Source organism: Nocardioides daeguensis, assembly GCF_019192965.1.
GTDB lineage: Bacteria > Actinomycetota > Actinomycetes > Propionibacteriales > Nocardioidaceae > Nocardioides > Nocardioides daeguensis.
The window spans coordinates 170,295-190,841 of sequence record NZ_JAHTKU010000008.1 but is presented as its reverse complement, the minus strand read 5'-3'; the positions used below and the strand labels follow the sequence as shown (position 1 = coordinate 190,841).

General features: G+C 72.2%; 18 protein-coding genes. All 18 read left to right on the top strand.

Annotated features, from left to right (window positions below; all coding sequences use genetic code 11):
- The first annotated feature begins 74 nt into the window (after positions 1–74).
- The 18 genes from KU893_RS06940 (at position 75) to KU893_RS06855 (ending at position 20,545) form a co-directional block, all read left to right on the top strand.
- Positions 75–1,454 carry a dihydrolipoyl dehydrogenase family protein gene (locus KU893_RS06940; protein ID WP_218233622.1) on the top strand — a complete coding sequence of 460 codons (1,380 nt, stop codon included), beginning with the start codon at positions 75–77 and terminating at the stop codon, positions 1,452–1,454.
- Positions 1,455–1,778: 324 nt separating this feature from the next.
- A complete protein-coding gene (locus KU893_RS06935) occupies positions 1,779–2,711 on the top strand; it encodes a MinD/ParA family ATP-binding protein (protein WP_246592090.1) in 933 nt (310 codons plus the stop codon).
- A 279-nt stretch (positions 2,712–2,990) separates the two neighbouring features.
- On the top strand, positions 2,991–3,161 hold the full coding sequence (locus KU893_RS06930) for a CsbD family protein (protein WP_218233621.1): 171 nt from the start codon (positions 2,991–2,993) through the stop codon (positions 3,159–3,161).
- Positions 3,162–3,447: 286 nt separating this feature from the next.
- Positions 3,448–4,014 carry a bifunctional pyr operon transcriptional regulator/uracil phosphoribosyltransferase PyrR gene (gene pyrR / locus KU893_RS06925; protein WP_218233620.1) on the top strand — a complete coding sequence of 189 codons (567 nt, stop codon included), beginning with the start codon at positions 3,448–3,450 and terminating at the stop codon, positions 4,012–4,014.
- Positions 4,011–4,952 (top strand): aspartate carbamoyltransferase catalytic subunit, encoded by a 942-nt coding sequence (locus KU893_RS06920; RefSeq protein ID WP_218233619.1) that lies wholly within the window; start codon positions 4,011–4,013, stop codon positions 4,950–4,952. The genes pyrR and KU893_RS06920 overlap by 4 nt, the downstream gene beginning before the upstream one ends.
- Positions 4,949–6,256, top strand: coding sequence for a dihydroorotase (locus KU893_RS06915; protein WP_218233618.1), 1,308 nt, complete (start codon positions 4,949–4,951; stop codon positions 6,254–6,256). Before KU893_RS06920 ends, KU893_RS06915 begins: the two co-directional genes overlap by 4 nt.
- Positions 6,253–7,425 (top strand): glutamine-hydrolyzing carbamoyl-phosphate synthase small subunit, encoded by a 1,173-nt coding sequence (gene carA / locus KU893_RS06910; protein WP_218233617.1) that lies wholly within the window; start codon positions 6,253–6,255, stop codon positions 7,423–7,425. Before KU893_RS06915 ends, carA begins: the two co-directional genes overlap by 4 nt.
- Positions 7,425–10,736 carry a carbamoyl-phosphate synthase large subunit gene (gene carB, locus KU893_RS06905; protein ID WP_218233616.1) on the top strand — a complete coding sequence of 1,104 codons (3,312 nt, stop codon included), beginning with the start codon at positions 7,425–7,427 and terminating at the stop codon, positions 10,734–10,736. Before carA ends, carB begins: the two co-directional genes overlap by 1 nt.
- Positions 10,733–11,758 carry a quinone-dependent dihydroorotate dehydrogenase gene (locus tag KU893_RS06900; RefSeq protein WP_257441456.1) on the top strand — a complete coding sequence of 342 codons (1,026 nt, stop codon included), beginning with the start codon at positions 10,733–10,735 and terminating at the stop codon, positions 11,756–11,758. The genes carB and KU893_RS06900 overlap by 4 nt, the downstream gene beginning before the upstream one ends.
- A gap of 97 nt (positions 11,759–11,855) precedes the next feature.
- Positions 11,856–13,013 carry an alpha-hydroxy-acid oxidizing protein gene (locus KU893_RS06895; protein ID WP_218233615.1) on the top strand — a complete coding sequence of 386 codons (1,158 nt, stop codon included), beginning with the start codon at positions 11,856–11,858 and terminating at the stop codon, positions 13,011–13,013.
- Positions 13,013–13,837: an orotidine-5'-phosphate decarboxylase gene (pyrF, locus tag KU893_RS06890; RefSeq protein ID WP_218233614.1), complete on the top strand. Its 825-nt coding sequence runs from the start codon at positions 13,013–13,015 to the stop codon at positions 13,835–13,837. The genes KU893_RS06895 and pyrF overlap by 1 nt, the downstream gene beginning before the upstream one ends.
- A gap of 2 nt (positions 13,838–13,839) precedes the next feature.
- Positions 13,840–14,307, top strand: a complete 468-nt coding sequence (locus tag KU893_RS06885) for a hypothetical protein (RefSeq protein WP_218233613.1) — start codon at positions 13,840–13,842, stop codon at positions 14,305–14,307.
- A gap of 164 nt (positions 14,308–14,471) precedes the next feature.
- On the top strand, positions 14,472–14,792 hold the full coding sequence (gene mihF, locus KU893_RS06880) for an integration host factor, actinobacterial type (protein ID WP_141799028.1): 321 nt from the start codon (positions 14,472–14,474) through the stop codon (positions 14,790–14,792).
- 7 nt (positions 14,793–14,799) lie between these two features.
- On the top strand, positions 14,800–15,357 hold the full coding sequence (gene gmk, locus KU893_RS06875; RefSeq protein ID WP_218233612.1) for a guanylate kinase: 558 nt from the start codon (positions 14,800–14,802) through the stop codon (positions 15,355–15,357).
- Between the two features lie 71 nt (positions 15,358–15,428).
- Positions 15,429–15,758 (top strand): DNA-directed RNA polymerase subunit omega, encoded by a 330-nt coding sequence (rpoZ, locus tag KU893_RS06870; RefSeq protein WP_218233611.1) that lies wholly within the window; start codon positions 15,429–15,431, stop codon positions 15,756–15,758.
- Positions 15,759–15,768: 10 nt separating this feature from the next.
- Positions 15,769–17,016 carry a bifunctional phosphopantothenoylcysteine decarboxylase/phosphopantothenate--cysteine ligase CoaBC gene (coaBC, locus tag KU893_RS06865; protein WP_218233610.1) on the top strand — a complete coding sequence of 416 codons (1,248 nt, stop codon included), beginning with the start codon at positions 15,769–15,771 and terminating at the stop codon, positions 17,014–17,016.
- Positions 17,017–17,095: 79 nt separating this feature from the next.
- Positions 17,096–18,295 carry a methionine adenosyltransferase gene (gene metK / locus KU893_RS06860; RefSeq protein WP_218233609.1) on the top strand — a complete coding sequence of 400 codons (1,200 nt, stop codon included), beginning with the start codon at positions 17,096–17,098 and terminating at the stop codon, positions 18,293–18,295.
- A gap of 204 nt (positions 18,296–18,499) precedes the next feature.
- Positions 18,500–20,545: a primosomal protein N' gene (locus KU893_RS06855; RefSeq protein WP_218233608.1), complete on the top strand. Its 2,046-nt coding sequence runs from the start codon at positions 18,500–18,502 to the stop codon at positions 20,543–20,545.
- Positions 20,546–20,547: the final 2 nt, after the last annotated feature.

Below are 20,547 nucleotides of genomic sequence, written 5' to 3'. Positions count from 1 at the left end.
CGCTGCGGTTCGTGCCCAATCGACGCGCCAGGTGATGCTGGTCGCCGCCTTGCGGGGTGTGCCAGTGTGGCGCCATGACAGGCCAGCTGGAAGCCGACGTCGTCGTCATCGGGCTCGGGCCCGGAGGTGAGCACCTCGCCGCCTCGTTGGCCCGGGCCGGACTCTCGGTGGTGGGGGTCGACCGCCGGCTCGTCGGGGGCGAGTGTCCGTACTACGGGTGCATCCCGTCCAAGATGATGATCCGCGCCGCCGACGCGCTCGCCGAGGCCCGGCGCGTGCCGGTGCTGGGCGGCGTCACCGACGTCCGCCCCGACTGGACGACCGTCGCCGACCGGATCCGCGACGAGGCCACCGACGACTGGGACGACAAGGTCGCCGTCGAGCGGCTGGAGAAGGCCGGCGTGCGGTTCGTGCGCGGGCACGGCCGGCTCGACGGACCCGGACGGGTCGTGGTGGCCACCGACGACGGCGAGGTCGGGGTGAGCGTACGACGCGGCGTCGTTCTCAACACCGGCACCGAGCCTGCCGTCCCGCCCATCGCCGGCCTGGCCGGAACGCCGTACTGGACCAATCGTGACGCGGTCCGGGTTCGCGACCTGCCGCGCAGCCTGGCCGTCCTCGGCGGCGGCGCGATCGGCTGCGAGCTCGCGCAGGCGTTCGCCCGGTTCGGCGTCGAGGTGAGCGTGATCGAGGCGTTCGACCGGATCCTCGGCCCGGAGGAGCCCGAGGCCAGCGACGTGGTCCGACGGTCGATGGAGGCCGACGGCATTGTGGTCCGCACGGGTGTCGGCGTCACCGCCGTCGCCTACGAGGAGGCGTTCACCATCGGCCTCGCCGACGGTACGTCGGTCGGCGCGCAGGCGCTGCTCGTCGCAGCCGGGCGCCGTACCAACCTCGGGGACGTGGGCCTCGAGACGGTGGGGCTGGACCCGTCGACGCGCGCGATCAGGGTCACCAAGCGGATGCGGGTCAAGGGTGTCGACGGGCTGTGGGCGATCGGCGACATCACCGGCAAGGGCGCGTTCACCCACATGTCGATGTACCAGGCGGACATCGCCCTGCGAGACCTCTGCGGTGACGGCAAGCCCCGGGCCGACTACCGCGCGGTCTCGCGGGCGACCTTCACCGACCCCGAGGTCGGCTCGGTCGGGCTGACCGAGCAGCAGGCCCGGGAAGCGGGCCTGCGTGTCGGCGTGGGCATCGCCGCGCTGCCCGAGTCGAGCCGGGGCTGGATCCACAAGGCCGGGAACGACGGGCTGATCAAGGTCGTCGCCGACCTCGACCGCGACGTCCTGGTCGGCGCGAGCGCCGTCGGGCCGGCCGGTGGCGAGATCATCGGCATGCTCGTGGCGGCCGTCCACGCCGAGATCCCGCTGGCCACCCTGCGCGGCATGCACTTCGCGTACCCCACTTTCCACAGGGCGATCGAGACCGCACTTTCCGCCGTGTCGTGAGCGCGGCGCCCGGGGTAGGTTGGCCGACGACCGCTGCCTATCTCGGAGGTACTCGTGAGTCACTCGTCGATCGACCCCTTGACCGCTCATCTGTCCGACCCGCTCACGGACCCGCTCGGTCCGCCGCCCGCCGGCCCGCCCGTCGTCCCGCCGCCTCCGGTGGGTCCGCCGCCCCCAGTGGGTGGGTCTGCGGGTGCCACGAGCTTGCCGGGTGTGCCGCTGGGCCCGCCGCCGACGAGCTCGCCGACGAGCCTGCCTTCGGGGGCGGCGCCTGCTGCCGCCGTACCTGCTGCGCACACGGCGCCCGTGGAGCCCCGCCGCTTCATGACGGCGACCGATTTCCTCGACCGCCGGGACCGCGAGACGACGCTCGGCCCGGCGACGTGGGGGTGGCGCGGTCGGGTTCGTCGCTGGAGCGGCGGTCTGATCAACCCGGCGATGGGCGCCGCGGAGCGCTCGTACGAGGCCGACCGGGCCTCGATCCAGAAGGACTTCGACGGCCCGCGCACGATCGCGTTCGTCAACCCGAAGGGCGGTGCGGCCAAGACGACCGGCGTGCTGGCGGCCGGCCACACCTTCGGCACCGTTCGCGGCGGCGGGGTGGTCGCGTGGGACAACAACGAGACCCGTGGCACGCTCGGAATCCGCGGCGCCCGCGGATCGCATCGCAACACCACCCGGGAGCTGCTCGAGGACCTCGGTCGGTTCAAGGACGTCTACCAGTCCCGGATCGGCGACCTCGGCGCCTTCGTCCGCTCCCAGGGCGACGCCCACTTCGACGTCCTCGCCTCCGACGAGCGTCCCGACGTCACCGGCGTCATCCACGCCACCGACTTCGCCGAGGTGCACGCGCTGCTCGAGCGCTTCTACCGGATCCTGCTGATCGACACCGGCAACAACCTGAGGGCCGAGAACTGGCTCGCCGCAGCCGGCGCCGCCGACCTGCTCGTCGTCACCAGCACCGTGCGCGAGGACACCGGCTACAGCGGGTTGTGGATGCTCGATGCGCTGCAGGACGCGGGCCACGAGAATCTCAAGTACAAGACGCTCACCGTGCTGTCCGACCCGAGCCCGAAGGTCGACGAGGCTCTCGCGCGCGACCTGGTGCAGGTCTACGAGCAGCGCACCCGTGGCGTCTACCGCGTCCCCTACGACCCAGTCCTGGTCTCCGGCTCGGTGGTCCCGTACGCCCAGCTGTCCGCCGAGACCCGGAGGTCGTGGCTGCGGGCGTGCGCCGCGATGGCGACGGCGCTGTAGGTCCGCTCGGCTGCGGGCGTCCAGCGTGCGGCGACTCCGCCGGGCCCGGACGCCGACCCCGAGCGCAGCGACCGCGACCTGACGAGTTGACGAACGAAGACGAACGGCGTGCGCACGGACCCGTCTCGCATCGTCGATTGGCCACAAACCGCATGCCGAAGGGGCCGAACGTTGCGGTTTGGGACCAAACCGCAACGTCCGTGACCGCCACCCCGTCTCGACGCAGCGGCGGCGGGTACCTCCGGCCGGTCAGCAGACCGACGACGAGAGGAGCCCACGATGGGTCTCGACGACAAGCTGAGCAACAAGACCGAGGAGATGGCCGGCAAGGCCAAGGAGGCGGCCGGCAAGGCCACCGACGACGAGGACCTCGAGGCGGAGGGCAAGGCCGACAAGGCCAAGGGCAACCTGAAGCAGGCCGGCGAGAAGGTGAAGGACGCCTTCAAGTAGGACCTGTCGATGCGTGGAGGGACCCGGCGATGCCGGGTCCCTCCGGTCTGTGCGGGGCGCTCCGTCGTCGCCGATTGGGCACGAACCGCACGCCGAGGGCCCGAAATGTTGCGGTTTGGGACCAAACCGCAGGGCCCGAGCCGCACCCACCGTCGCCGCAACCGCGGTGTCCCGCAGCACACCGATCCCGGTTCGCCCCCGGGCCGCCGCAGCGGGTAAGGTGAGCCGCAGTTCGACATCCTTTAACGAGCCGTCCCGTGAGGCGGAGAAGGAGGGCCGTTCAGCCTTGCCTGCACAGCAGACCACGAAGGCCCACGATGGCGCCGACGGCGGCCGGGTCGTTCTCGACGCCGGCGACATCAGCCGGGCGTTGATCCGTATCTCCCACGAGATCCTCGAGCGCAACAAGGGCGCCGAGGATCTTCTTCTTCTCGGGCTCCACACCCGCGGCGTCCCGCTGGCCCGGCGTCTGGCCGACAACATCGCCCAGGTCGAGGGTACGACGGTCGCCACCGGCGAGCTCGACGTCACCATGTACCGCGACGACCTGCGCTCGAACCCGACCCGTGCGCCGCACCGCACCCAGGTGCCGCCCGGCGGCATCGACGGGAAGACGGTCGTGCTGGTCGACGACGTGCTCTACTCCGGGCGCACCATCCGGGCCGCGCTCGACGCGCTCTCGGACCTGGGCCGGCCGGCCGTCGTACGGCTGGCTGTGCTGGTCGACCGCGGCCACCGGGAGCTGCCGATCCGTGCCGACCACGTCGGCAAGAACCTGCCGACCGCGCGCAGCGAGCGGGTCAGCCTGCGGCTGGTCGAAACCGACGGCGAGGACGAGGTGCGCATCCAGTGAACAAGCATCTGCTGAGCATCGACGACGTCGGTGCCGACGAGATCCAGGAGATCTTCACGACGGCGGCGGAGATGCACGACGTGCAGAGCCGCCAGGTCAAGAAGCTCCCGGCGCTGCGCGGCCGCACGGTGATCAACCTCTTCTTCGAGGACTCCACGCGCACCCGGTCGAGCTTCGAGATCGCCGGCAAGTGGCTCTCCGCCGACGTGATCAACCTGTCCGCGAAAGGCAGCAGCGCGAGCAAGGGCGAGTCCCTGCGCGACACCGTGCTGACGGTCACCGCGATGGGCATCGACGGCCTGGTCGTGCGCCACGGCGCGAGCGGTGCGGCCGAGCAGATCAGCCGGTGGGTCGACGTACCGGTGATCAACGCCGGCGACGGCACCCACGAGCACCCCACGCAGGCGCTGCTCGACGCCTACACGCTGACCCGCAAGCTCGGCACCCTCGAGGGCAAGCACGTCGCGATCGTCGGGGACCTCACCCACAGCCGGGTGTTCCGCAGCAACCTCAAGTGCCTCACCAAGCTCGGTGCCACGGTCACCGCGGTCGCCCCGCCGACCCTGATGCCCGCAGGGGTGGGGGACTGGTCGAAGGCGGCGGGCTTCTCGGTGTCCTACGACCTCGACGAGGTCCTGAGCGGATCACGGCGGGCCGACGCCGTGATGATGCTGCGCGTCCAGCGCGAGCGGATGAGCGGCGGGTTCTTCCCGACCGCGCGGGAGTACACCGTCGGCTACGGCCTGACCCGCGACCGGCTGGCGCGGCTCGAGCCGGGTACGCCGATCCTGCACCCCGGCCCGATGAACCGCGGCCTGGAGATCTCGGCGGACGCCGCCGACGCCCTGGACTCGGCCGTGCTCGACCAGGTGTCCGCCGGTGTCGCCGTCCGCATGTCCGTGCTCTACCACCTGCTCGCCGGTGAGGAGACCTCATGAATATCGACAAGCTCGATCACCGGCTGGTGATCAAGGGCGCCACCCTGCCCGACGGTACGACGAGCGACGTGCTCGTCCAGGACGGCATCGTCGCCGAGCTGGGCAAGGTGTCCACCCGGGCCGACCAGACGATCGACGCCGACGGACTGCGCTTGCTGCCCGGCCTGGTCGACGTGCACACCCACCTGCGCGAGCCCGGCCGCGAGGACGCCGAGACGGTGCTCACCGGCTCGCGGGCCGCCGCGGTCGGTGGCTACACCGCCGTCCTCGCGATGGCCAACACCAACCCGGTCACCGACACGGCCGAGGCCGCGGAGCGGGTCTACGACCTGGGCCGCGCCGCCGGCCTGGTCGACGTGCAGCCGGTCGGCGCGGTCACCAAGGGCCTGGCGGGCGAGGAACTCGCCGAGCTCGGACTGATGGCCCGCAGCCGTGCGAAGGTCCGGGTCTTCTCCGACGACGGCAAGTGCGTCCACGACCCGCGGGTGATGCGCCGGGCGCTGGAGTACGTCAAGGCCTTCGGTGGCGTGGTCAGCCAGCACAGCCAGGACCCGGCGCTCGCCGGGCCGACCGCGTGCTGCCACGAGGGTGAGCTCTCCGGACAGCTGGGCCTGCCCGGCTGGCCGGGTGTCGCCGAGGAGGTCATCGTCGCGCGCGACGTGATGCTGGCCCGCCACACCGGCAGCCGGGTCCACGTCGCGCACGTCTCGACGGCGGGCAGCGTCGAGGTGGTCCGCTGGGCCAAGGCGCAGGGGATCGCGGTCACCGCGGAGGTCACCCCCCACCACCTGATGCTCACCACCGACCTGCTCACCGGCTACGACCCGACGTACAAGGTGAACCCGCCGCTGCGTCCCGACGAGGACGTGCAGGCGCTGCGCGAGGCCCTGGCCGACGGCACCATCGACGCCGTCGCCACCGACCACGCGCCGCACGCACGCCAGGACAAGGAGCACGCCTTCGTCGACGCGGCCTTCGGCATGCTCGGCCTCGAGACCGCGCTGCCGGTCGTCACCACGGTGATGGTCGGGTCCGGGCTGCTCGACTGGGCCGGTGTGGCCCGCGTGATGAGCGCCAACCCGGCGCGCATCGCCGGGCTCGACGGCGAGCACGGCCGCCCGATCGCGGTCGGCGAGCCCGCCAACCTCACCCTGGTCGACCCGACGGCGCAGGTCGTCGTCGACCGCGCGGCCAGTCTCTCGCTGAGCCGCAACAACCCCTGGCACGACCGCTTGCTGACCGGTCGCATCGTCGCCACGCTGCTGCGCGGCACGCCGACCGTCCTGGAAGGAGAACTGGCATGAGTGGTTTCGAGGCTCGCTCCGCTCGCACCTCAACCACCGGGGCGTTGCTCGTCCTCGAGGACGGCCGCACGTTCCACGGCGAGGCCTACGGCGCCGAGGGCGAGACCTTCGGCGAGGCCGTCTTCAACACCGGCATGACCGGCTACCAGGAGACGCTCACCGACCCGTCGTACCACCGCCAGGTCGTCGTGATGACGGCTCCCCACATCGGCAACACCGGTGTCAATGACGAGGACCCGGAGTCGAAGCGGATCTGGGTCGCCGGGTACGTCGTGCGCGAGCCCGCTCGGGTTCCGAGCAACTGGCGCTCGCGGCGCAGCCTCGACGACGAGCTCAAGGCCCAGGGTGTCGTCGGCATCTCCGGCATCGACACCCGGGCGCTCACCCGCCACCTGCGCGAGCGCGGTGCCATGCGGGTCGGGATCTCCACCCTCGAGACCGACCCCGCCAAGCTGTTGGAGAAGGTCAAGGCCTCCGCCGAGATGTCCGGCGCGAACCTGTCCGAGGCGGTCTCCACCGCCGAGGCGTACGTCGTGCCGGCCCAGGGAGAGAAGCGGTTCACCGTGGCCGCGCTCGACCTCGGCATCAAGGACATGACCCCGCAGCGGATGAGCGAGCGCGGCATCGAGGTGCACGTCCTGCCCGCCACGGCGAGCATCGACGACGTCCTGGCCGTGCGGCCCGACGGCCTGTTCTTCTCCAACGGCCCGGGCGACCCGGCCGCGACCACCGGTCAGGTCGAGCTGCTCCGACAGGCGCTGGAGCGCGACCTGCCGTACTTCGGCATCTGCTTCGGCAACCAGCTCTTCGGTCGCGCGCTCGGCTTCGGCACCTACAAGCTGAAGTACGGGCACCGCGGCATCAACCAGCCGGTGATGGACCTGACCACCCGCAAGGTCGAGGTCACCGCCCACAACCACGGGTTCGCCGTCGACGCCCCGATCGACGCGCCTACCGAGACGCCCTACGGCACCGCCACGGTCAGCCACGTCTGCCTCAACGACGACGTCGTGGAGGGCCTCGAGCTCCGGGTCTCGACCGGCTCGACCACCGAGGTGGGCAAGCTCAAGGCGTTCTCCGTCCAGTACCACCCCGAGGCCGCCGCCGGCCCGCACGACGCGGCGTACCTCTTCGACCGCTTCACCACGCTCCTGGAGGAGAACGCCTGATGCCGAAGCGCGAAGACATCAAGTCCGTCCTGGTCATCGGGTCCGGCCCGATCGTCATCGGCCAGGCCTGCGAGTTCGACTACTCCGGCACCCAAGCGTGCCGGGTGCTCAAGGAGGAGGGCCTGCGGGTCATCCTGATCAACTCGAACCCGGCCACGATCATGACCGACCCGGAGTTCGCCGACGCGACGTACGTCGAGCCGATCACGCCCGAGTTCGTCGAGAAGGTCATCGCCAAGGAGCGCCCCGACGCGATCCTGCCGACCCTCGGCGGTCAGACCGCGCTCAACGCCGCCATCGCGGCCCACGAGAGCGGCGTCCTGGAGAAGTACGGCGTCGAGATGATCGGCGCCAGCTTCGAGGCGATCCACCGTGGTGAGAACCGCGAGCTGTTCAACGCCATCGTGCACAAGGTCGGCGGCGAGGTCGCCCGCTCCTTCGTGTGCCACTCGATGGAGGAGGTCGAGAAGGCCGCGGCCGACCTGGGCTTCCCGATCGTGGTCCGCCCGTCGTTCACCATGGGCGGCCTCGGCTCCGGCATCGCGTACGACGAGGAGGACATGCACCGCATCGCCGGGGCCGGCCTCTCCGCGTCGCCGACCACCGAGGTCCTCATCGAGGAGTCGATCATCGGTTGGAAGGAGTACGAGCTGGAGGTAATGCGCGACAAGGCCGACAACGTCGTCATCATCTGCTCGATCGAGAACTTCGACCCGATGGGCGTGCACACCGGCGACTCGATCACCGTCGCGCCCGCGATGACGCTGACCGACCGCGAGTACCAGCACCTGCGCGACCTCGCCATCGGCATCATCCGCGAGGTCGGCGTCGACACCGGCGGCTGCAACATCCAGTACGCCGTCAACCCCGCCGACGGCCGGGTCATCGTCATCGAGATGAACCCCCGCGTCTCGCGCTCCTCGGCGCTGGCGTCGAAGGCGACCGGCTTCCCGATCGCCAAGATCGCCGCGAAGGTCGCGGTCGGCTACACCCTCGACGAGATCCCCAACGACATCACGAAGGAGACCCCGGCCTCCTTCGAGCCGACCCTCGACTACGTCGTGGTCAAGGTGCCGCGGTTCGCGTTCGAGAAGTTCCCGACCGCCGACCCGACGCTGACCACGCACATGAAGTCCGTCGGCGAGGCGATGGCGATCGGCCGCAGCTTCACCGAGGCGCTCAACAAGGCGCTGCGCTCGCTGGAGAACAAGCACGCACCCTTCGACTGGGCGTCCCCGGTCGGCGACAAGGACGCCCTGCTCGAGCAGATCAAGGTCCCGCACGACGGCCGGCTCCAGGAGCTGATGCAGGCGATCCGGGCCGGCGCCACCCAGGCCGAGATCCACGACGCGACCAAGATCGACCCGTGGTTCGTCGACCAGGTGTTCCTGATCGACGAGGTCGCCCAGCAGGTCGCCGCCACCGACACGCTCGACGCCGGTGCGCTGCGCCTGGCCAAGCGGCACGGCCTCTCCGACGCCCAGATCGCGGCGATCCGCGGCCTGCAGGAGTCCGAGGTGCGCATCGCGCGGCAGACGCTCGGCGTCCGGCCGGTCTTCAAGACCGTCGACACCTGTGCCGCCGAGTTCGCCGCGGCCACGCCGTACTACTACTCCTCCTACGACGAGGAGACCGAGGTCCAGCCGCGGGCCGAGGGCAAGCAGGCCGTGATCATCCTCGGCTCCGGCCCGAACCGGATCGGCCAGGGCATCGAGTTCGACTACTCGTGCGTCCACGCCAGCCTCGCGCTGGCCGAGGCCGGCTACGAGACGATCATGGTCAACTGCAACCCCGAGACGGTCTCGACCGACTACGACACCTCCGACCGGCTCTACTTCGAGCCGCTCACCATGGAGGACGTGCTCGAGATCTACGAGGCCGAAAGGGCCGCCGGCCCGATCGCGGGCGTGATCGCCACCCTCGGTGGCCAGACCCCGCTCGGCCTCGCCCAGGGCCTGCAGGACGCCGGTGTCCCGATCGTCGGCACCAGCCCCGAGGCGATCGACCTCGCCGAGGAGCGCGGCGCCTTCGGCCGCGTGCTCGCCGACGCCGGCCTGGTCGCGCCCAAGCACGGCACCGCCGTCTCGTACGACGAGGCGCAGGAGATCGCGCACGCGATCGGGTACCCGGTGCTCGTGCGGCCGTCGTACGTCCTCGGCGGACGCGGCATGCAGATCGTCTACAGCGACCAGGCACTCGAGGCCTACATCAACGCGGCGACCGAGATCAGCCCCGACCGTCCGGTGCTGGTCGACCGGTTCATCGACGACGCCGTCGAGATCGACGTCGACGCCCTGTACGACGGCACCGACCTCTTCCTCGGCGGCGTGATGGAGCACATCGAGGAGGCCGGCATCCACTCCGGCGACTCGTCGTGCGCGCTGCCGCCGATCACCCTCGGCAACGCCGAGATCGCCCGGATCCGCGAGGCCACCACCGCCATCGCCAAGGGCGTGGGGGTGCGCGGCCTGATCAACATCCAGTTCGCGCTGGGCGCCGACGTGCTCTACGTCATCGAGGCCAACCCGCGCGCCTCGCGCACGGTGCCGTTCGTCTCGAAGGCGACCGGCACCCAGCTCGCCAAGGCCGCCGCCCGGCTGATGCTGGGGGAGTCGATCGCCGAGCTGCGCGTCGCCGGGGTGCTCCCGGCCGAGGGCGACGGCGGCACGCTGCCCGCCGACTCGCCGATCGCGGTCAAGGAGGCGGTGCTGCCGTTCAACCGGTTCCGCACCAAGGACGGCCAGTTCGTCGACACGGTGCTCGGGCCGGAGATGAAATCGACCGGCGAGGTGATGGGCTTCGACGCCGACTTCGGCACGGCGTTCAGCAAGTCGCAGGCCGCGGCCTACGGCCCGCTGCCGACCTCCGGCAAGGTCTTCGTCTCGATCGCCGACCGCGACAAGCGGACCATGGTGTTCCCGGTCCGGGTGCTGGTCGACTACGGCTTCGAGATCCTCGCGACCCAGGGCACCGCCGAGGTGCTTCGCCGCAACGGCATCCAGGCCACCGTGGTGCGCAAGCACTTCGAGGGCAAGGGCCCTTCCGGCGAGCCCACGGTCGTCGACATGATCCTGGCCGGCGACATCGACCTGATCGTGAACACCCCGCACGGAAGCACCACCACCGGCGGCGCCAACTCCCGCATCGACGGCTACGAGATCCGCTCCTCGGCGGTGCTCACGGGGACCCCGTGCATCACCACCGTGCAGGGCCTCGCCGCCGCGGTGCAGGGCATCGCCGCGGTGCGCGCCGGCGCGATCGGCGTGCGCTCCCTGCAGGAGTGGAATGCCGCCGCCGAGGCGGCGCGGTGAGGCTGTACGACAAGGTCTTCCACCACGTCCTGGTCAAGATGGACGCCGAGAAGGCGCACCACCTGACCTACGAGGCGCTGCGGGCCGGGGGGCCGGTGCTGTCCCGGGCGCCGATCCCCGGCGGCTCCCCGGTGCAGGCCATGGGCCTGACCTTCCCCAACCGGCTCGGTCTCGCGCCCGGCTTCGACAAGAACGCCCAGGTCTACGACCGGATGGGGGCGTTCGGCTTCGGACACGTCGAGATCGGCACGGTCACGGCGCTGGCCCAGCCCGGCAACCCGAAGCCGCGGCTGTTCCGGCTGCCCGAGGACCGGGCGATCGTCAACCGGATGGGGTTCAACAACGACGGGGCCACCGCGGTCGCCGCGCGCCTGGCGAGGCGGAGGCGCACGCCTGGCGGGCTCGTGCTCGGCGTCAACATCGGCAAGTCCAAGGTCGTCCCCGACGACGACCAGGCCGCCGTCGAGGCCGACTACGAGACCTCGACCCGCCTGCTCGCGCCCCACGCCGACTATCTCGTGGTCAACGTGAGCTCGCCCAACACCCCGGGACTGCGCAACCTGCAGGCGGTCGAGAAGCTCGCCCCGCTGTTGGCCCATGTCCGTCGTACCGCTGACCAGGTGACGTCGGCCGCGCTGCCGCTGCTCGTCAAGATCGCGCCCGACCTGTCCGACGACGACGTCCTCGCCGTCGCCGACATGGCGCTCGACCTCGGCCTCGCCGGGATCATCGCGACCAACACGACGATCTCTCGGGAAGGGCTGCGGACGTCCGCGGCCCAGGTCGAGGCGATCGGCGCCGGGGGCCTGTCCGGCGCGCCGCTGACCGCGCGTGCGACCGAGGTGCTGCGCCTGCTGCGTGGCCGCGTCGGGCCCGACCTCACCCTGGTCGGTGTCGGCGGGATCGGCACCCCCGAGCAGGCCCGGGAGCGGCTCGCTGCCGGCGCAGACCTCCTGCAGGCGTACAGCGCCCTCATCTACGGTGGGCCGATGTGGCCACGACAGATCTTGCGCGCACTGTGACGGGTCTCGATACGCCGGTCGCGAGCTCGTTCCTCGCTCGCGCGGCTACTCGACCTCCCCGCAGGATCCACCTCCTCGCAGGCTCGGAGGTGGCGCGGTGAGCTTCGGGGACTACCAGATCGAGCTCTACCTCGGCGCTCTCGGCGGGGTGCTCCCCGCGCACCCGTTCGACCACGCCGACCTGGAGACCCGTGCCCTCGCGGCGCTGCCGCCCGAGCTGCGGACCTACGTCGCCGGGGGAGCCGGCGACGAGGCGACCCAGCGTGCCAACGTGGCGGCCTTCCAGCGCTACGCCGTCGTGCCGCGCATGCTGCGGGCCTCGGCGGAGCGCGACCTGTCCGTGGAGCTCTTCGGCCGCACCCTGGCCAGCCCGCTGCTGCTCGCTCCTGTCGGCGTCGTGGGGATCTGCACGCCCGACCAGCACGGCGACGTGCACGCCGCGGAGGTGGCCGCCGCGACCGGCGTACCCCTCATCGGCTCGACGTTGATGAGCGACCCGCTCGAGGACGTGGCCGCGGCCACGGGCGAGGCAGGGAAGTGGTTCCAGCTCTACACGCCGAAGAACCGCGACCTCGCCGCCAGCCTCGTCCAGCGCGCCGAGAAGGCCGGCTACGAGGCGATCGTGATCACCCTCGACACCTGGGTGCCGGGATGGCGTCCGCGGGACCTCGCCAGCGGCAACTTCCCGCAGCTGCGCGCAAAGGCGCTGGCCAACTACACCTCCGACCCGGTCTTCCAGCAGATGACCGGGCCGAACCCCGACCCCGGCACGGTCGTGATGACCTGGGTCGGCACCTTCGGGCACCCGGTCACCTGGGAGGACCTGCCCTGGTTGCGGTCGCTGACCGACCTGCCGATCGTGCTCAAGGGCATCTGCCACCCCGACGACGCGCGGCGAGCGCTCGACGAGGGCGCGGACGGCATCTACTGCTCCAACCACGGCGGACGCCAGGCCAACGGCGGGGGAGCGGCCCTCGACTGGCTGCCCGACATCGTCACCGCGGTCGACGGCCGCGCACCCGTGGTCTTCGACTCCGGTGTCCGCACCGGCGCCGACGTCGTCAAGGCGCTCGCCCTCGGTGCCGACGCGGTCGCGATCGGCCGGCCCTACGTCTACGGCCTGGCGCTCGGCGGCGTGCCTGGCGCGGTCCACCAGGTCCGCGCCCTGCAGGCCGAGGCCGACCTGATCATGGCCGTCGACGGCTACTCCACCCTGGCCGACCTCGGCCCCGACGCCCTGCGGAGAGTTCCCTGATGAGTTTCGGCGCCCGCCTCCACGCCGCCGTGGCCGACCGCGGCCCGTTCTGTGTCGGGATCGACCCGCACGCCGCACTCCTGCGGGCCTGGGGGTACGACGACGACGTCGCCGGGCTCGAGCGGTTCGCCCTCGGGGCCGTCGAGGCGGTCGCGCCCCACTGCAGCATCGTGAAGCCGCAGTCCGCGTTCTACGAGCGCTTCGGCAGCCGCGGCGTCGCCGTACTCGAGCGCGTGATCGCGGAGTCCCGTGCGGCCGGCGCCCTGGTGCTGCTGGACATCAAGCGGGGCGACATCGGCTCGACCTCGCAGGCCTACGCCGACGCCTACCTCGATCCGGCCTCGCCGCTCGCCTCCGACGCGGTCACGGTCAGCCCGTTCCTGGGCTTCGGCTCGCTGCAGCCCTTCGTCGACACGGCGACCCAGCACGATGCCGGCCTGTTCGTGCTCGCCGCGACCTCCAACAAGGAGGGGCCCGAGGTGCAGGAGGCGGTCACCGGCGGCCACAGCGTCTCCGCGACGATGCTCGACCACCTGCGCCGACTCAACGCCGACGCCACCCCGCTCGGCTCCTTCGGCGCTGTCGTGGGCGCCACGCTCGAGGACGACCGAGGCCTGGACCTGGCGTTCAACGGCCCGATCCTGGCGCCCGGGTACGGCGAGCAGGGCGGCACCACCGACGACATCCGCCGGATCTTCGGGGCCAGCGCCGGACACGTGCTCGCCAGCTCGTCGCGGGGCGTGCTGCGCCTGGGGCCCGACGCGGCGGCGATGCGCGACGCCGTGCTGCGGACCAACGACGAGCTGCGCGCGCTGCGGGGCTGAGCGTGCTGCGTCGCCACCTGCCCCTCGTCGTGACGCTCGTCGCAGCGCTGGCGGTCGGCCTCCTCCTGCTGCGCGGCACCGGGGGTGACGAGGACCCGTTCGCGGCGTACTGCTCGGCCGTGACCGAGCGCCGCGAGGACATCGGCGCCGCACTCGGGGCCGGCCCGACGACCGGGCTGTTGCGGGCGCTACCGAGCTTCGAGGCGCTGGCCGAGGAGTCGCCCGAGGACATCCGGGCCGACTGGAGCCTCGTCGTCGAGCGGATCCGGGCGCTGAAGGACGCGCTCGACGACGCCGGGGTCGACGCGTCGACGTACAACGTCGAGGAGCCGCCCACCGGCCTGCCCGCCGCCGACAAGGAGGCGATCGACACCGCCGCCGTGCGCCTCGGGGCGGCGGAGACGGCGACCGCGCTGTCCCATGTCGAGCAGCAGGCGCGTGACGTCTGCAAGACACCGCTGAGCATGTGAGGGCACGGCTTCCCGGCCCCACCTGCTCCGCAACGTCTGCGACGCGATCTGCTGGCTGAGGAGCCACGCCCAACCCCGCATTGCCCGGTCCGACGGGCAATGGCTAGATTGACCAGCGGCGGCTCTGCCCGCTTGCTGCCCCTTGACCGAAGGACATCTCACTCGTGGCTCTGCCTCCCCTCACCCCCGAACAGCGCCAGGCTGCCCTCGAGAAGGCAGCAGCCGCCCGCCGGGAGCGGGCCGAGGTCAAGAACCGGCTCAAGAACTCGGGTGCCTCCATCCAGGACGTCCTGCAGCAGGGCCAGGTCAACGAGGTCATCGGCAAGATGAAGGTGCTCGACCTGCTGCAGTCGGTGCCCGGCCTCGGCAAGGTCCGCGCCCGCCAGGTCATGGAGCGGCTCGGGATCGCCGAGTCGCGCCGGGTCCGCGGGCTCGGCGCCAAGCAGGTCGCCGCGCTCGAGCGCGAGTTCGCCCCCGAGGCGTGAGCAGCCTGTGACGGCGAAGCTCTTCGTCCTCGCCGGACCCACCGCGGTCGGCAAGGGCACGGTCGCTGCAGCGATGCGCGAGCAGCACCCCGAGATCTACCTGTCGGTCTCCGCCACGACGCGACCGCCCCGGCCGGGCGAGGTCGACGGTGTGCACTACCACTTCGTGTCCGCCGAGGAGTTCGACCGCCTGGTCGCCGACGGCCAGATGCTGGAGTGGGCCGTGGTCCACGGCGTGAACCGCTACGGCACCCCGCGCGGCCCCGTCGACGAGGCGCTCGCCGCCGGCCGGCCCGCGCTGCTCGAGATCGACCTCCAGGGGGCGCGTCAGGTGCGGGAGTCCGCGCCCGACGCCGTCTTCGTCTTCCTCAAGCCTCCGTCGTGGGAGGAGCTGGTCCGCCGGCTCGTCGGTCGCGGCACCGAGGACGAGGAGGAGCGTGAGCGTCGGCTGGCCACCGCGCGGGAGGAACTGGCCGCCGAGGCGGAGTTCGACGTGACGATCGTCAACCGCGAAGTTCACGCTGCCGTCGAGGAGTTGGTAACCTTGATGGTTGGTTCGCGCTGATCGCTCGCGATCGGCCGTTGTTGCTCCTCTGCTCGTCTTCTGCCCGCCCATCTTCTGTGAGGCTTCGCCACGTGTCTGCCCCGAACACCGCCGCCGAGGGTGTCACCAACCCTCCCATCGACGACCTGCTGTCCAAGACCGACAGCAAGTACAAGCTGGTGCTCTACAGCGCCAAGCGCGCGCGGCAGATCAACGCGTACTACTCGCAGCTCGGTGAGGGCCTGCTCGAGTACGTCGGCCCGCTCGTGGAGACCCACGTCCAGGAGAAGCCGCTCTCGATCGCGCTGCGCGAGATCAACGAGGACCTGCTGACCTGCGAGGACATCGACCCGGCCGAGCTCGCCGCGGAGCAGGCTGCGGCCGCGGCTGCCGCCGAGGCCCCGGCCGCCGACTCCGAGTGATCTGACGCGCATGTCGCCGGCTGGTTCCGGTCCCCGGGTGGTGCTCGGCGTCTCGGGCGGCATCGCCGCCTACAAGGCGTGCGAGCTGCTGCGCCGGTTCACGGAGTCCGGCCACGACGTGACCGTCGTACCGACCGCGGCGGCACTGGAGTTCGTCGGCGCGCCCACCTGGGCGGCGCTGTCGGGCAAGCCGGTGTCCGCCGAGGTCTGGGACGGCGTCCACGAGGTGCCCCACGTCCGGCTCGGCCAGACGGCGGACCTCGTCGTGGTGGCCCCGGCGACCGCCGACCTGCTGGCCAAGGCCGCCCACGGGCTGGCCGACGACCTGCTCACCAACACCCTGCTGACCGCGCGGTGCCCGGTGGTGCTCGCCCCGGCGATGCACACCGAGATGTGGGAGCACCCGGCGACCACGGCCAACGTGGCCACCCTGCGCTCGCGCGGCCTGCTGGTCATCGAGCCCGCCGAGGGCCGGCTCACCGGCGCCGACACGGGCAAGGGCCGCCTGCCCGAGCCGGCCGAGATCTTCGAGGTCGCCCGCGACGTGCTGGCCCGTGCGCAGGCCGGCACCTCCGCCGGCACCGGTGCGCTCGACCTGGCCGGGCGCCACGTCGTCGTCTCCGCCGGCGGCACCCGCGAGCGCCTCGACCCGGTCCGCTTCCTCGGCAACCGGTCCTCGGGTCGTCAGGGCTACGCCCTGGCCCGGGCCGCCGTCGCTCGCGGCGCCGAGGTCACCCTGGTCGCCGCCAACGTCGACCTGCCCGACCCGGCCGGCGTGAAGGTCGTCCGGGTCGAGTCGACGGCGGAGCTGCGCGACGCCGTCCTGAGCACGACGGCCGGCGCGGACGCGGTCGTGATGGCCGCGGCGCCGGCCGACTTCCGCCCGACCGAGCTGTCGGACGTGAAGATCAAGAAGGCCGACGACGGGTCGGCGCCGTCGATCACGTTGCAGCAGAATCCCGACATCCTCAAGGAGATCTCGACGCATCGGGCCCGTCCCGAGGCGGTGATCGTCGGGTTCGCCGCCGAGACCGGCGACGCCACGGGCAGCGTGCTCGACCTCGCCCGCGCCAAACTCGCCCGGAAGGGCTGCGACCTGCTCGTCGTCAACGACGTGAGCGGCGGAGCAGTCTTCGGGAGCACCGACAACGAAGCGGTGATCCTCGGGGCCGACGGGTCCGCGGTCGACGTACCGCACGGCACGAAGGCGGCGCTCGCCCACCTGATCTGGGACCAGGTCGTCGCCCGACTTTCCTGAGACTCCCGAGCATCACCTCCGTCGGTCCGTATCGTTGGAACACAGCCCACCAGCCCCCCAACCAGGAGTTCCCACCACCATGACCGGACGTCTGTTCACGTCGGAGTCGGTGACCGAGGGTCACCCGGACAAGATCGCCGACCAGATCAGCGACACCGTGCTCGACTACCTGCTCGAGCACGACCCCGCGAGCCGGGTCGCCGTCGAGACCCTGCTGACCACCGGCCTGGTCGTCGTTGCCGGCGAGGTGACCACCGAGGCGTACGCCCCGGTCGCCCAGCTCGTGCGCGAGAAGATCCTCGAGATCGGCTACGACTCCTCGGACAAGGGCTTCGACGGAAACTCCTGCGGCGTCCAGGTGGCGATCGGCGCGCAGTCGGCCGACATCGCCCAGGGCGTCGACGACGCCTTCGAGGAGCGGGTCGACGGCTCGGGTGACGAGCTCGACCGGCAGGGCGCGGGCGACCAGGGCCTGATGTTCGGCTACGCCTGTGACGACACCCCGGAGCTCTTCCCGCTGCCGATCAAGATCGCGCAGACGCTCGCGGAGAAGCTCACCGCGGTTCGCAAGGACGGCACGCTGCCCTACCTGCGCCCCGACGGCAAGACCCAGGTCACCATCGAGTACGACGAGGACGACCGCCCGGTGCGGATCGACACCGTCGTGCTGTCGACCCAGCACGCCGAGGACGTCGACCAGGACAGCCTGGCCAAGGACATCACCGCCCACGTCATCGAGCCGGTCCTGGCGCAGTTCGCCTCCTCGGTGCCGTCCGAGGGCTACCAGCTCTTCATCAACCCGACCGGCCGCTTCGTCGTCGGTGGCCCGATGGGTGACGCCGGCCTGACCGGTCGCAAGATCATCGTCGACACCTACGGCGGCATGGCCCGCCACGGTGGTGGCGCGTTCTCCGGCAAGGACCCGTCCAAGGTCGACCGCTCGGCCGCCTACGCCATGCGCTGGGTCGCCAAGAACATCGTCGCCGCGGGCCTGGCGCGCCGCGCCGAGGTGCAGGTCGCCTACGCGATCGGTGTCGCGAAGCCCGTCGGCGTCTTCGTCGAGACCTTCGGCACCGGTGTCGTCCCGGACGAGAAGATCCAGGAGGCGGTGCTCGAGGTCTTCGACCTGCGTCCCGCCGCGATCCTGCGCGACCTCGACCTGCGTCGCCCGATCTACGCCAAGACGGCCGCCTACGGCCACTTCGGTCGCGAGCTCCCCGAGTTCACCTGGGAGAAGACCGACCGTGCCGAGGCTCTCAAGGCCGCCGCCGGCATCTGACGGCGCGAGCAGCGCTCGCCACGCACGCTGGCAGCGTTGTCGGCGCTTGACGACCCGCTTCGCTTGACGGTCGCCTGCGCGCCTCCGCCTTGCCAGCGCACGCGTCGAGCACCGCTCGCACTCGCCAGACGCATGGAATCGCGCCCGTCGTCCCCTGGGGACGGCGGGCGCGTTGCGTCTGAGCCCACTGGTAGAACTGCCGGCATGACCCCCACTCCCGACGAACCGGCGCTGGAGCTGCCGGGGCTCGTCCGGGACCGGGTGGCCGAGGGGCGGGCCAAGGCAGCGGCCACGCGGGCGCGCAAGGTCGCGGAGGCGGAGATCGCCGAGGTCGACCCGGTCGCGCGGGTGGTGCTCGACCTGCCGCTGGCCCATCTCGACCGCACCTTCGACTACGCCGTGCCGGTCGCCATGGCCGAGGGCGCCGTGGCGGGGACCCGGGTCAAGGTGCGCTTCGGCGGCCAGGACGTCGACGGCTTCGTCGTCGCGCGCGCGGCGGCCACCGACCACGACGGGCGGCTCGCGCCGCTCAAGCGACTGGTCAGCGCCGAGCCGGTGCTCAGCCCGGCGGTGGCGGCCCTGTGCGAGCGGGTCGCGGAGCGGTACGCCGGCGTGAGCGCCGACGTACGCCGGCTCGCCGTCCCGCCGCGGCACGCCAGCACCGAGAAGGAGCCGACACCGGCCGAGCCGGAGCTGGCCTACGACGGCACCGCCGCCGACCGCGCCTGGGCCGCCTACCCCGCGGCCGCGCCGTTCCTCGCCCACCTGCGCGAGGGGCACCCGCCGCGGGCGGTGTGGTCGGCCGGTCCGGGGGAGGACTGGCCGTTGCTGCTGGCCCACCTGGCCGGCGCGGCGCTGGCCGCGGGACGAGGAAGCATCCTGTGCCTGCCCGACCACCGCGACGTCGCCCGCCTCGACGCCGCGCTCACCGCGCTGCTCGGCGAGGGTCACCACGTCGCGTTGCACGCCGACCCCGGCCCGGCCTCGCGCTACCGGGAGTTCCTCGGCGTCGCCCGGGGGCAGCGGCGGATCGTGGTCGGCACCCGCTCCGCCGCCTTCGCTCCCGTGCGTGACCTCGGGCTGGTGGTGGTGTGGGACGACGGGGACGACCTCCACGCCGAGCCGCGGGCGCCCTACCCCCACGTCCGCGAGGTGCTGCTGCTGCGTGCCGAGCAGGAGCGCACCGCGGCGCTGGTCGGCGGGTTCGCCCGCACCGTCGAGGCGCAGCACCTGCTCCACACCGGCTGGGCCCGGGAGATCGCGCTGCCGCGCGTGGCGGTCCGCGAGCGTGCGCTGATCGGCGTCAGCGGCGCCAGCGACGTCGCGCTCGACCGCGACCCGACCGCCGGCGCGGCGCGGGTGCCGAAGGAGGCCCACGACGCGTTGCGGTGGGGGCTGGAGCGCGGGCCGGTGCTGGTGCAGACCCCGCGCGCGGGCTACGCGCTGCGGCTGGCCTGCGAGCGCTGCCGCACACCGGCCCGGTGCCAGGCCTGCTCCGGACCGCTCGAGCTCACCGGGCCGACCACGCCGCCGCGGTGCCGCTGGTGCGCGACCGAGGCTCCCGGCTGGTCGTGCACGGAGTGCGGCGCCACCGGGCTGCGGGCCCCGGTAGTCGGCGATGCCCGGACCGCCGACGAGCTCGGCCGCAGCTTCCCCAAGGTCGCGGTGGTGTCGTCGTCGGGCGACAAGGTCCGGTCCACGATCGGGCCCGAGCCGCGAATCGTGGTCGCCACCCCCGGCGCCGAACCGGTCGCCGAGGGCGGGTACGCCGTGGTCGTGCTCCTCGACACCTGGTGGGCGCTGGGCCGCGACAGCATGCGGGCGCCCGAGGAGGCGCTGCGCCGCTGGTGCAACGCCGTCGGCCTGGTCCGCCCCGGCGGTCGCGCCCTCGCGGTGGGGGACCCCGCGATCCCCGTGCTGCAGGCGCTGGTCCGCTGGGACACCGCCGGGTTCGCCGTCCGCGAGGCCGAGGAGCGACGCGAGGCGCGGTTGCCCCCAGCGGCGCGGATCGCCACGGTGACCGGGCCGCCCGGTGCGCTCGACGACCTGCGGGCACTGCTCGACCTGCCGGAGGCCGCCGAGGTGCTCGGGCCGGTCCCGACCCGCGATCCCGACCTGGAGCGGCTCGTGCTGCGTGTGCCGCGCGCCGACGGCGTCGCCCTCGCCCGGGCGCTGGGGGAGGCGCAGCGGCTGCGCTCGGCGCGCAAGCTCGAGCCGGTGCGGATCCAGGTCGACCCCTGGGAACTCTGAGC

Excerpts from the sequence above, each read along its gene's own strand:
- metK (WP_218233609.1), top strand. The coding sequence starts at position 17,096 with ATGACCGGACGTCTGTTCACGTCGGAGTCGGTGACCGAGGGTCACCCG.
- pyrF (WP_218233614.1), top strand. The coding sequence starts at position 13,013 with ATGAGTTTCGGCGCCCGCCTCCACGCCGCCGTGGCCGACCGCGGCCCG.
- coaBC (WP_218233610.1), top strand. The coding sequence starts at position 15,769 with ATGTCGCCGGCTGGTTCCGGTCCCCGGGTGGTGCTCGGCGTCTCGGGC.
- KU893_RS06940 (WP_218233622.1), top strand. The coding sequence starts at position 75 with ATGACAGGCCAGCTGGAAGCCGACGTCGTCGTCATCGGGCTCGGGCCC.
- KU893_RS06930 (WP_218233621.1), top strand. The coding sequence starts at position 2,991 with ATGGGTCTCGACGACAAGCTGAGCAACAAGACCGAGGAGATGGCCGGC.
- KU893_RS06855 (WP_218233608.1), top strand. The coding sequence starts at position 18,500 with ATGACCCCCACTCCCGACGAACCGGCGCTGGAGCTGCCGGGGCTCGTC.
- carA (WP_218233617.1), top strand. The coding sequence starts at position 6,253 with ATGAGTGGTTTCGAGGCTCGCTCCGCTCGCACCTCAACCACCGGGGCG.
- KU893_RS06935 (WP_246592090.1), top strand. The coding sequence starts at position 1,779 with ATGACGGCGACCGATTTCCTCGACCGCCGGGACCGCGAGACGACGCTC.
- KU893_RS06915 (WP_218233618.1), top strand. The coding sequence starts at position 4,949 with ATGAATATCGACAAGCTCGATCACCGGCTGGTGATCAAGGGCGCCACC.
- carB (WP_218233616.1), top strand. The coding sequence starts at position 7,425 with ATGCCGAAGCGCGAAGACATCAAGTCCGTCCTGGTCATCGGGTCCGGC.